Origin of the sequence: Pseudoalteromonas sp. NC201, assembly GCF_002850255.1 — a bacterium.
Taxonomy (GTDB): Bacteria; Pseudomonadota; Gammaproteobacteria; order Enterobacterales; family Alteromonadaceae; genus Pseudoalteromonas.
Genome location: NZ_CP022523.1, coordinates 445704 through 457750 on the forward strand (window position 1 = coordinate 445704; position 12047 = coordinate 457750).

General features: G+C 44.4%; 11 protein-coding genes. 6 read left to right on the top strand and 5 right to left on the bottom strand.

Annotation, left to right across the window (positions count from 1 at the left end; translation table 11 throughout):
• Positions 1 to 3 precede the first annotated feature (3 nt).
• The 3 genes from PNC201_RS19840 to PNC201_RS19850 all read left to right on the top strand — a co-directional run bounded on the left by PNC201_RS19840 (position 4) and on the right by PNC201_RS19850 (position 1965).
• Positions 4 to 705, top strand: a complete 702-nt coding sequence (locus PNC201_RS19840) for a TorF family putative porin (RefSeq protein WP_010605551.1) — start codon at positions 4 to 6, stop codon at positions 703 to 705.
• A 106-nt stretch (positions 706 to 811) separates the two neighbouring features.
• Positions 812 to 1195 carry a VOC family protein gene (locus PNC201_RS19845; RefSeq protein ID WP_102058155.1) on the top strand — a complete coding sequence of 128 codons (384 nt, stop codon included), beginning with the start codon at positions 812 to 814 and terminating at the stop codon, positions 1193 to 1195.
• Positions 1196 to 1656: 461 nt separating this feature from the next.
• The gene (locus PNC201_RS19850) at positions 1657 to 1965 is read left to right on the top strand and encodes a cupin domain-containing protein (protein WP_102058156.1); all 309 of its coding nucleotides are present in this window, start codon (positions 1657 to 1659) and stop codon (positions 1963 to 1965) included.
• 12 nt (positions 1966 to 1977) lie between these two features.
• On the opposite strand, the gene PNC201_RS19855 is transcribed toward PNC201_RS19850, so the two are convergent.
• Positions 1978 to 2913: a LysR family transcriptional regulator gene (locus PNC201_RS19855; RefSeq protein WP_102058157.1), complete on the bottom strand. Its 936-nt coding sequence runs from the start codon at positions 2911 to 2913 to the stop codon at positions 1978 to 1980.
• Positions 2914 to 3035: 122 nt separating this feature from the next.
• Between PNC201_RS19855 and PNC201_RS19860 the strand changes: the two genes are divergently transcribed.
• From PNC201_RS19860 to PNC201_RS19870, 3 genes are read left to right on the top strand one after another with little or no spacing between them, the layout of a single operon-like run.
• A complete protein-coding gene (locus tag PNC201_RS19860) occupies positions 3036 to 5030 on the top strand; it encodes a ligand-gated channel protein (protein ID WP_102058158.1) in 1995 nt (664 codons plus the stop codon).
• Entirely contained in the window at positions 5030 to 6121 is a 1092-nt protein-coding gene (locus PNC201_RS19865) for a PepSY-associated TM helix domain-containing protein (protein ID WP_102058159.1), read from the top strand. Before PNC201_RS19860 ends, PNC201_RS19865 begins: the two co-directional genes overlap by 1 nt.
• A gap of 2 nt (positions 6122 to 6123) precedes the next feature.
• On the top strand, positions 6124 to 6951 hold the full coding sequence (locus PNC201_RS19870; RefSeq protein WP_102058160.1) for a DUF4198 domain-containing protein: 828 nt from the start codon (positions 6124 to 6126) through the stop codon (positions 6949 to 6951).
• Between the two features lie 75 nt (positions 6952 to 7026).
• On the opposite strand, the gene PNC201_RS19875 is transcribed toward PNC201_RS19870, so the two are convergent.
• The 4 genes from PNC201_RS19875 to PNC201_RS19895 all read right to left on the bottom strand — a co-directional run bounded on the left by PNC201_RS19875 (position 7027) and on the right by PNC201_RS19895 (position 11748).
• A complete protein-coding gene (locus tag PNC201_RS19875; protein ID WP_158299144.1) occupies positions 7027 to 8079 on the bottom strand; it encodes a DNA topoisomerase IB in 1053 nt (350 codons plus the stop codon).
• 117 nt (positions 8080 to 8196) lie between these two features.
• Positions 8197 to 9732 carry an ATP-binding cassette domain-containing protein gene (locus PNC201_RS19880; protein ID WP_233525294.1) on the bottom strand — a complete coding sequence of 512 codons (1536 nt, stop codon included), beginning with the start codon at positions 9730 to 9732 and terminating at the stop codon, positions 8197 to 8199.
• Positions 9733 to 10345: 613 nt separating this feature from the next.
• Positions 10346 to 11101: a DUF3307 domain-containing protein gene (locus PNC201_RS19890; RefSeq protein ID WP_102058162.1), complete on the bottom strand. Its 756-nt coding sequence runs from the start codon at positions 11099 to 11101 to the stop codon at positions 10346 to 10348.
• Between the two features lie 38 nt (positions 11102 to 11139).
• Positions 11140 to 11748 (bottom strand): hypothetical protein, encoded by a 609-nt coding sequence (locus PNC201_RS19895; RefSeq protein ID WP_102058163.1) that lies wholly within the window; start codon positions 11746 to 11748, stop codon positions 11140 to 11142.
• Between the last annotated feature and the right edge of the window lie 299 nt (positions 11749 to 12047).

Here is a 12047-nt window from a genome sequence, read left to right on the forward strand (position 1 = left end):
TACATGACAACCTTAAAGAAAACACTTTGTGCACTACCACTTTTACTCGCGTCTAACTATGCGGCGGCAGACTGGTCTGCAACCCTAACGGGTGTATCTGATTATACCTTTAACGGTGTGAGTCAAACGCAAAATGACCCAGCCCTACAAGGCAGTATAGATAAAGCCTTTTCAAACGGTGTATATGCTGGAAGCTGGGCGTCTAACGTCGATTTTGGTGGTGACACAGATCTAGAGTGGGACTTTTACGTTGGTCGCTTCGTCGAGCTGAACCAAAGCTGGAGCGTTGACTATGGTATTGCTTACTATTCTTATCATGGTGGTGACAACTCAAGCGACGGTAACTATCCAGAGATCTATACTAAGTTTGGTTACGCCAGTGAATTTGGCCAAACCGAATTTAATTTCTGGTACAGCTGGGATTATTTTGGTACCGAAGCGGGTCACACTATTGCGATGGTAGCACATACTTTTGAAATTGCAGAAGGTCATGCACTAAGAGCAAGCTTTGATATCTCCAATTCATTGGATGGCGATAAATATACGTGGGATGGTAACGATAAATCTTACAATCACTATCGCCTTGCTTATCAAACTGCATTTAAAGGGTTTGATATTGAAGTGGCGGCTGAAAATACGAGCCTAGATTGGGATACGGCAGATGAACGTATTGTACTTTCTGTGTCGAGAACATTTGCTTTGTAACTTGCATTAAGATGTGATGATTGTAATACCAGCCTAATCTAGGCTGGTATTTTTTTACGTTTAAGGCAAAATGTTTAAAAAGTGCACTGTAGTAAGAAAAACAATCATGAACCTCAATCAAGTTACGCTGCCTGTCGATGATATGACTGCAGCTTGTCAATTCTATCGAACGCTCGGCTTTACTCAAATTGTTGATACGCCGCATTATGCTCGATTTGAATGTCCTGAAGGTAATGCAACCTTCTCGTTGTCGCTAGAAGTGCCCCCTATCAGCAATGGTGCAGTTATTTACTTTGAACATGAACAGTTAGATGAGTGGGTCTCAGAGCTAGAGACTCGAGGTATTTTATTTGAGCAGCTCCCGACTGAACAGCGCTACCTGTGGCGAGAAGCGATACTGTTTGATCCTGCAGGAAATAAGATAAAATTGTACTGGGCTGGTGAAAATCGATTAGACCCTCCTTGGCGTGTGGAACTCAAGGGATTTTAGAAAACTCCAAACTTATTCATTTAATGTTAAATTATATTTTACAAATATTGTTGAATTATGTAACTTTAATGGCGACTGTACAGCTAGGCAAGAGGTCCGAGTGGAGTCGCTAAAGTTGGGTGGTTTTCATACCAGTTGTATTAAGTAAATGATCTATCTTGAAGCGGGGAAATAGCTTTAGTAGCAAGGCAAAAATTTTGCTATTTAGTTGTTCTAAATGAGAAATTTTTAACGAAGCTAATATGCTATTTCACCCTTCAAATTGATTAGAGAATTAATTCAATTGGTATCACTAATCGCCTGATGGATTGTTTTGAAAGATTGAGAGCGATGTATTGAACATTTCTATCGATCAAGTTGTACCATTCTCCCAATTTGCCGCTACTAGATAAATGGATGTGCTTGTTGCGGCAAATTATTTCTCTATCCTTGACTAATTGCTAGGCCCTAGTTTCAAGCTTATGAACTTTCTAAAAGATATTCCTGCTGATTTAACTGAAGAAGTTTTTGAGACGGTACTTTCTCATTCAAATATTCGTATTGAACGGATAGTATCAAACGGCCATACCTCTCCTAGCTCTGGATATTATGACCAAGATGAAAACGAGTGGGTGCTGGTGTTGCAGGGCTGCGCTGAACTAATCTTTGGTGACGGTAAAACGATAACCTTAAAAGCGGGTGATAGCCTTAACATTCCCGCACACCAAAAGCACAAAGTAAGCTACACAGACACTTTAGAGCCAACTATTTGGCTTGCTATTTTTTACTAATCAAAACTTAGGTTAAATAAAACTAAAGTCGCCAACAAAGACTTGGCTGTCGTTGGAAACTTGGGTAAACCACTCTTTTAGGCTTTCAATTGCAGCGGTTGTTTTTGCTGCAACAGTATTGCGGTGTGGCGTCACGGCATAAACACTATATTCTCTTAATGACCACTCAGTACACAATCTTTTTAGTCTACCTGATGAAAGGTGGTGCCTAATTTCTGGTTCAGGTAAAACACCATAGCCGATGCCATCTAGCGTGAGCTGAATGCAAGCCTGCATATTATTCACCATAAAACGTGCTGTTGGCAGCGCCACTTGCTGATGAGTTTGTTGATGGCTCAAATGATAGGGGTTTTGTTTGCTACTCGAATGACCAATCAAAGCGTGAGGCGCTAAGCTTTCTGGGTGCGATATATTGAGTTGTGCCAATGGATGGTGGCAACTAACGCAGGGGATAAGTTGCCAGTCAGCAAGATGACGAGCAATGAGGTTTGAGTCCTGTAAAGGGCCTATACAGATAGCCAAGTCGACACCTTCAGTAATGATGTCAATGGGCTCGTCAGTCAGGATCAAATCGACTTTTATTTGTGGAAACTGTTCACTCAAATAGCGCAGTGGCATACTGAGTAGCCCTCCTCCAAACCCGATGGGGGCAGAAATCTTCAATATGCCAGATGGCGTATGTTGTAATAACTCAAGTTCATGCTCTGCCTGTTCTGCGGTTTGCAGTATTTGTATCGCGGACTTGTAATAGATAGTACCAGCTTCAGTGAGTGTTAGGCTGCGAGTATTACGATTAAATAAACTTAGGCCTATGTCTTGCTCTAATTTACTGATCTGCTGGCTAACGGCTGAGGTGGTCATGTGCAATAAGTCAGCGGCTTTGCTCATACTGCCCGCTTCTACTGTTTTGGCGAACACTTTAAGTCCGCGAGTCAATTTTTGATTCATTGTTAAGCCTTGCTTAAAATACCTTTAAGAAAAATCGCATTGCTCCAAAATACGCAATCATCATAACATTACAAATGAAAATAATTGTTATTTATCTTGTATTCTATCATGGAGGTTTCTCGATGTTGATGGCCTGTCGTAGTTTGGCGCCACTCTCTTTAGCTGTTGCAGCTGCCCTGCCTTTTTCCTCACTTGCACAAAGTGATGCAAAATCAGAAATAAAAGAAGAGATGGAAGTGATCGTCGTATCCGCTTCTGGATTTGAGCAACTGCTAAAAAATGCGCCGGCGTCTGTTAGCGTTATCAACCAAGAGGAGCTACAGCAGCGCTTTTATCGAGACCTTACCGATGCCATGACAGATGTTCCCGGAGTTGTAGTAACTGGAGGCGGAGACAGGGAAGATATTAGCCTTCGCGGCATGGGCAGTCAGTACACGCTTATCTTAGTCGACGGGCAAAGACAAAGTTCGCGTGAGACTCGGCCAAATAGTGACGGCCCTGGTGTTGAAGGTGCATGGACGCCTCCTGTTGCTGCCATCGAACGTATCGAAGTTGTGCGCGGACCTATGTCTTCGCTGTATGGCTCTGATGCAATTGGTGGTGTAATTAACATTATCACTAAAAAAACGCCTGACGAGTGGCATGGAGAAGTCAGAGTTGACGCCACCAGCCAAGAAAACAGTCGCTCAGGTGATATTTATCAGGCTAATTTCTTTGCTGCCGGCTCGCTAATCAAAGATACCTTAGGGGTACAAATTTACGGCCAAACTACGCACAGAGATGAAGACGAAATCGTGTCTGGCTTTAGAGGTCGCGATGCAGATACGCTGAAGGTAAAACTGGCCTATACACCATCAGATGAACACGAATGGTTATTGGATTATGGTATTGCTTCACAAACGCTTGATGCGACGCTAGGTAAAACGGTAGCACCGCTTGCGCCAGGTGAGCCGTGTGGCCGTCGTGGTTGTCCTGAGTCCACTACAACCGAATACGATAGTGAGTCAATCTCTTTGACGCATAACGGTTATTGGTCATTTGGTAGCTCTCGTAGTTACCTAAAACATGAAGAGTTTGATAATAAATCCCGCGAGATGACGGTCAAAAACGTAGACTTCCAGTCTCTTTGGACGTTACCGCTTGGCGAGTCTCATACTAGCTCAATCGGTGTTGCCTATCTTAATGAAGATTTGACCGACAAAACCAGTAACCGCATTAGTGATTTGCAGCAAGTTGACAACGATCAGTGGTCGGTATTTGCTGAGGATGAGTGGCGCATCGTTGAGCCATTTGCCCTGACTATGGGCCTACGCTACGACAAAGACGGTAACTTTGGCGGCCACGTTAGCCCGCGCTTATACGGTGTTTATACTGCATCAGAGGCGGTGACGGTTAAAGGTGGGATCTCAACCGGCTTTAGAGCGCCGAACTTGCGTCAAAGTACTGCGGCGTGGGGCCAAGTGAGTCGTGGTGGCAATATTTATGGAAATCCAGAGTTAAGCCCTGAAACCTCAATTAATTACGAGGTAGGTGTATACGTTGAGCTTGCTAAAGGGATCAGCACCTCAGCAACGGTATTCTATAACGAGTTTGACGATAAAATTTCACGGGTTTCGTGCCCACTAACTCAATGCACGGACGGCCCTAACGAGTTTGGCTCGTTACCGACAACCTATGTCAACGTTGATGAAGCCGTAACCCAAGGTGGTGAAATTAGCTTCTCGGGTCAATTGACGGAAAAACTAAAGCTTAACGCAAACTATACCTACACAGATTCGGAGCAAAAAACCGGAGTGTATGCTGGTAGTCCATTAAACCAGTTACCTAAACATCTGTTCCAAACTTCGCTTAATTATCAGTATTCTGATGAGCTGAGCACGTGGTTACGCTTCCATTATCGTGGTGAAGAAAGCCAGCCTGTAACAGGGCCTTCGCAAAGTAGCTTGGTCGCACCTTCGTATAACCTAACTGATTTAGGTGCAAATTATCAACTGAACGAAGCAACTAAGCTTGGATTTGGGATTTACAACCTCTTCGATGAAGAAATTACTGAAGCAGAATACGGCTACTTTGAAGATGGTCGTCGCTATTGGGCTTCATTGGCGTGGAGCTTTTAATGACACGAGCTCGCTCAGCGACTAAGTCGTCGAATCGGCGACTTAAAAAGCTGTTTGATTGGCGCACTTGGCATTGGATGAGCTCTGCCGTGTGTTTGGTGGGAATGCTGCTGTTTGCCGTGACTGGGATCACCTTAAATCACGCAAGCCAAATAGAAGCTGCACCTACTACATATGCTAAAGAAGCGGTGCTGCCAAGCGCTCTGTTGACCCAGCTTAACGCGGCGGCAGAGCAAACAGCGCTGCCACACAGCTTTCAATCTTGGTATCAGTCACACACAGGCTCGGCGTTATCTGCACTACAGCAAGTGCAGTGGAGTGAGTACGAATTGTATGTTGCGCTGCCAAGAGCTGGTGGCGATGGCTGGTTTAGCATCGCCCTTGATAGCGGTGAGTTTTATCAAGAGATCACGGATCGTGGTTGGGTATCATACCTTAACGATCTTCACAAAGGACGTAATACAGGATTTGCATGGCGTATGTTTATTGATGTGTTTTCAGTAGCTTGTGTAGTGTTTTCACTCACAGGGTTATGGCTTTTATACAAGCATTCTCGAGGAAGAAAGTCGACTTGGCCGCTCGTAGCAGCAGGCTTTGTATTACCTGTTTTAGTGCTGATGGTACCCGCGCACGCTAAAGCTGATGAAGTTGAAATCACGATCCCGCGCTTAAACGTTGCGGAATATCACCCACCTTATGTAGCTGTATGGCTGGCAGACAGCAAGCAACAGCGAGTTGCCGATATTGCCGTTTGGTATGACGTTAACATGGCCGATAAAGAGGGTGAAAAGTGGTTAAAAGACTTACGCCTTTGGTGGCGTAGAAGCGGTCGTAGCCTATCCATGCCTGTAGATGGCGTGACTGGTGCTACAAGGCGTCCTGGTACGGCAAAGATTGATTTAACCCCTTGGCGCGATGAGTTTAAAGCCTTACCTGCGGGTGAGTACACGCTGTTTGTAGAGGCTGCTCGTGAGCTTGGAGGTCGTGAAGTATTGAAACTGCCAGTGACCTTACCTATCACTGCACCTGTCACTGTGATTGCAGAAGGTAAATCTGAACTCGCTACAACAATTTTAACAATGGAGCCTTAATCGTGAAAATTTCAACGTTAGTTTCTGGTGTCTTAGTTGCCTTAGCCGCATATAGCCCGTTAAGTGAAGCACACCGAGTATGGATAAAGCCAAGTACCACCGTGGTATCTGGTGACAGCGAATGGATCACGTTTGATGCTGCCATCGCCAATGGGATCTTTAACCCAGATCATTATGCTTATCCACTAGAGCGCCTATCTGCACTGTCTCCTTCTGGAAGCAAGGTTGAGTTTAAGAACGCCGCAAAACTTAAGTATCGCAGTGTGTTTGACATTGAGCTCAATCAGCAAGGCACTTACAAAGTGTTTAATCAAAGTCGCTCGCTGGTGGCGCGCTGGACTGATGAAAACGGTGAAAAGCATTACTGGCCAGGACGCGGCAAAGTTGGCTCAGTAGAAGCCTTTAACAAAGAAGTACCAAAAACGGCAAAAGATTTAAGTGTGACCGACGTTGCAAGACGATTAGAAGTATTTGTAACTTTGGGCGCACCAAATAACACCGCGCTTAAGCCAACCGGCAAAGGGCTAGAACTAAGCCCGGTTACTCACCCTAATGATTTGTACACCGGTGAACCAATTACCTTGCAGTATACGATGGATGGTGAACCTGCAAAGGGTGCAGAAGTGATAGTGGTACATCAGGATGAAAAGTACCGTGATAACAGTCAACCAAGCAAATATACAACGAATGCCAAAGGTGAAGTGACGCTAACACTATCTGAGCCAGGCATGTATTGGTTTGAAGTGGAATATGAAGACGACAAAGCACAAGCACCCGCCACAAAGCGTGCCGGCAGCTATGTCACTACCCTTGAGGTATTACCGCTTTAACCCATCGTCCCCATGTGGTTTGAGACGTGCAGTCGTCTCAGCCCATTTAATTTAGTGGTCATAACAGAGACGCCACTAAGTGCCCAAAGGGGGAGGCGTTCCTTCCTCCCCCTTTTCTTCTGTTAATACCTTCACGATGAAAGCTTCACAATCGCTGAGCGAGCCATCTAACTGCCAAAAGTCGTTACTAAAATCAGGAACCGTTTGATTTTGGCTGAGTTCACATAAATGGCTTAAGAGCTTAGGGTGGATATAGTAGTCTCGACAGACCTTGGGAGTGTTGCCAAGTGCCTTTGCTACTCGTTTGATTAAATGGGTATCAAAACGCTTTTTATGATTACTTTCGACTTCCGTTGCAACGTCAAATGCGAACTGTACCGCTAGCCGAGAAGCTACCCAAGTGCGGTAATCCTTACTAGTAAATTGTGGGCCGTGTAGCGCGTGGATCTGCGTGTTGACGTCATCGCTGGTTAAATCGTGCCATCGCCCTTGGTAATGATATCGAAATAACCCGTAGCCAGTTTGTACGGCGGATTCACTAATAAACTGACAAAGTTGTTCGTCGAATACGTCAACTTTTCTTTGTTTACCATGTTTTCCCTGAAACTCAAAAGTTATCCCTACTTCGTTATGTTTCAGGTGCTTGCGCCTTAACGTGGTTAGACCACAAGTATCATTGTGTTGATAGTAATGTTGGTTACCAATACGGATCCCTGTGGAATCAAGCACCATAACAGCGAGTGCAGCAACTTTTTCTTGGTTCCAATCATCGTGTTCTAATTGCTCTATACAGCGCGTTCTTGCTTGTGGTAGCTGTTTTGCAAATTGAGCCATACGGGTAAATTTAGCTTGTTGCTGGGTGAGCTGATAACTTGGATGATAGATATATTGCTTTTTGCCTTTGCTATCGAAACCAACGGCTTGCACTTTATCAAAAGCGCAAGCGCTGATTTGAACCTGCTTCCACATCGGCGGGATCACCAACTGCTTTATTCGCTTTTTGATAACCTTAGAGCGAATGGGGTTGTTGCCCGTATCTAAATAGCAAAAACCACGGCCCCACTTTTTTCTGGCAACCTCTAAACGATTACATTCGTGAAACTCTGATCGAATATCCTTGCAGTCCACATTATCTCCAGTGGCAAAACGTTGCATAGAGGTAGAAATGCAAATCCCAAACCAGAAATTAATTATCTGAAATTCTTAACCTTTTTATCTTAGCCTAGAAAGTAATTGGTAAATTTTTCATAATGTTATTAACCTCATCGCTTCAAGTTTACTGAGCTGACTGCAAAAATACTCATTGTGAGAGACCAGTATAAATCCACAAGGAAGCTGATTGAGCATGGCAGCAAGCTCTTCTTGTGCTTCAAGGTCGAGATGGTTATCTGGTTCGTCAAGCAGTAAAAAGCCTTGCGTTTGCACGGCCAGCACGATGGCCGCTTTCATTCTCTCGCCACCACTGAGACTCGTGATAGGTCCTGAAATCTTATCTAGACTCAGACCAACGCTTGCAAAACTGGTGATTATATTTTGATGTGGCGTGTCAAGTAAGCGCTCGGCAATGTCTAAAACGCAAGAGCCCTGTTCAAGCCAAGCGCAGTGCTGGTCTAAGTAAACAGATGTTGTAGGGCGCTGGATTTCTCCGCGCTTTAACTCTAGCTTACCTGCAAGGGTTTTAAGCAAGGTCGATTTTCCGATGCCATTTTCTCCAATTATCCTGAGCTTTTGTGTTGTATCCGCAAAAAGGTTCACTGTCTTTTCTGGTCCAAAGCACAATTCGGCTTCGCATAAGCGGATCTTTTCTTTCGCTCGCAGAGCTGAATTAAAATGAAACTGCTGTTTGTCTTCTCGATAGTAAACTGCATTTTTCTTAACCCTATCTTGAGCTTGCTGAATTTTATGGGTTTGTCCGGCATGACGCTTACTTCCTCTGTCTGACTTAAAGTCAGTAACCAGTTTACTTTGGCTACCAGCGCGCACTTGTGCTTTTCCTTTACTGGCCTGCCGCTGATGTTGCAGATCCGCTGCAATCATGGCTTGTTTAAGTGCTTTTTGTGCTGCGCGATTTGCCAAATGTTGTTGTTTTTGTCGAGCTTGAGTTTGAAGGAGTGTCTCTCTGAAGGCGTCAAATCCAAGCGAGTGATGAGTTAGCTCCCCCTGTTTTATGTGCAGTATATGGTCGGCTGCATCCAATAAAATAGGATCGTGTGTGACGGCAACCACACCATGTTTGTGGTGCTTTAGCTGCTCAGCTAGCCAGTGCTTATTGACGCTGTCCATGTGGTTACTCGGCTCATCCAGTAATAGGATTGCAGGCTGAGATTGTAGTATCTCAATATAAACACGCATTCGCTCTCCTGGACTAAGCCTTGTAAAGGGGGTTTCCAAAGTGAGTTCTAGCGGTGCAAGTGTTGCTTGCCAACTTGATTCTAACTGCCAATCATCTGAGATTAAGTCAAAATCGTGCTCAGAGGCTAACCCCTGATGGGCTCGATGCAGTGCTACTAGCTTCTCTTTAAGCCCGAGTAGTTCAGAAACGGTTGTAAAGCGGTTAGTCGCATCTTGTGGGAGATAGAAGCATTTTCCATGGCTTTGTCGCTCGCCCGAGGTTAGAGGCTGTTCACCGGATAAGACTTTGAGTAAGTGTGATTTGCCCGCCCCATTTGGGCCCGTTATCGCAATAAATTGCCGCTCTATTGTTAAGTCGACATCGCAAAATAAACATTGACCATTTGCAAGCGTCAAGTTTGCTTGCTTTACCTGTATCCAAGGCATCATTAATGCTCCTAGTTGCAGCAGTGCAAAAGGCTAAAGGCACAAAGACTCGTAAAAGCGGTAAAAAGTAAAATAGAAAATGAGAGTCTATAGATTGGTCTGAGAAGCCTCAAAGATAACCATAAGCCTTGCACTGGAAATTAATAATAAGTTCGTCAGTTACAAAGGGCTTAGTTATTCATTGTGATGGCAACTCCTAATGAGGAAATAAAACGAATAGAGGCAAATAATTAGCGATAAATCGTGCCTACGTTTATTTTGCAGGCACAAGGGCCTGTTGATCTTTGCTGTTTGACTTTTGTTCTCCTGAGTGTGTTTTGGTCGCGACGCTCGACTTGCCGCCTAGTAATCTAGGCAAAAGTTGAGCAACAATGAACAAAGCGCACTCAGGTGAACCCAAAGGGCAGCGCTTGATTAGCATTTCTTCTGTGTTGCCCCACAAGGATGTGGGGTAAGGTGACTTTGCAGGAGCACAAAGTCTTTATCGCCTGACTCACATAGAATAACTATGCTACGCAGGCTCCGCCTTGTATAAATACCAATCAAACTGCTGCAAAAACAGACTTGAAAGATACACAGGCCCTAGATTAAATGTCAAGGCGCGGAATTGATTAAATTACAATTGAATGGGCATAAATGGTTTGATTAAGACGCCGACCACAAGGGCCAGCAACACACTGACAAGCGTGCCCAACATCACGTATTCGGTGAGCTTTCTATCTTGGCTTTGGGTTAGATCACCAAAGCGAAATACCGATTTAGCGGCGAGAATAAAGCCGATAGCAGCCCAGCTATCCAGTAACACGCAGCTCAGTAGTAATACACGTTCAAGTTGACCAATTAAACTTCCTGCTTGCGGCAGGCTATCAAGAGCGGAATTATTGAGTTGCCAACGCTCAAGCAGCATGCTGGTGAATATCGATGCAGGATGCAATACCATTAAATAGCCCACAACCAATATTAGCAGCTGGACATTGGCAAAAGGCTTGGTAAAGGCACTGAGGGCAATCTCAGGCTCTGCAATTTGCCAAGTGACGGTCACTAATATAGTGATATGTGCACATTGGTCTAGCACAAAAGGAATAACGCCTTTGCTAGAATAGGATTTAGCTAAGTCGATACAATAGTGGCTAATACCTACCGCTAGCGCAAAGAGCAGCGCATTCCACTGTACTCCCCAAAACAAAGTCGACTGCCAAAGTAGGATGATTGCAAGTGCAGCCCCGCCATGCGCCACACTATGCCACAACAACTTGATGGACTTATAGTGGCGGGTATTTCTGTCATGCACCCAGCTCATAGGTTGGAGGTAAAAGTCAGTGATTGTGTGGCCTATTACTAACCACAATAACAATACTTGCCATTCGTTCATTAAGTCCACCTCGTGATATGTAAGTGTTGAGCATTCGACTATTGGTGCGAGCGTGCAATTGCTAAAAATTGATCTAATAAAGTGTAGTGTGCGCTATTGAGTAATTTAGTCACGTTCACCCGACTGGTGTTGAGTTGTTTTGCAATATCGGCATGGCTCAACTTAGGGTGTGAAATATGAATAAAAGCGGCCTCTGCTTGTTTTTGGGTTAAGTTCGAAAGTAATAAATCCACAAATGCCAGATTTAGTGCAAAGTGGGCATTGCTGCCATTGTTATACCTGAGTCTTGCTTGTCCAATTGCATCCAACCCTCGGCCTGCAAGTACCAGCGCAGCACCTGTTGCGGTTGATAAATCTGCTGCTGTGATATTAACTTCACCGACCGCGAGGCTGAGTCTGGCATCGCTATGTCGGCTAATTAAAAACAACCGTAGCTGTAATGCTACATTGAACAGTTTCGTAGCATCTGGCAACACAAGCTGAAAACCGTCGCCGCGGTAAAAACTATAATAGCCCTGCTCCGCAGTCGCGATTTCAGCTAAGTAATCCTTTAACTCGCTTTGCAGCCTTGTAAGTTGTAGTTGTGACAGCGACTGTGAGCCGACAATGTCTGCTGTGATCACCGCACCTTGAGGTATTGATATCATAAAGGTAACTTAATTTGGTTACATTTAAGTAAGTAACTAATATTGGTTACATTGATTTTGGTATGAAGCTGGATAAAAAGCAAGCAGCCGCTAAGGTTTGTTCGCTTTGGTAGTATTTTACCAAAGCGAACGCAGGTATGGAGGTAGACAAAGCTCCCGCATATGTGAGAAATAGACGTTTATTAACTGTCCTTAAGCTTACAGGTCGCTAAATCTTAAGTTTTTGATTTTGTTTATTTTTACCCTGTTTGTCCTTATACTGATAATTATAATAATTGGCATTGTTAGCGCGTGCGCTA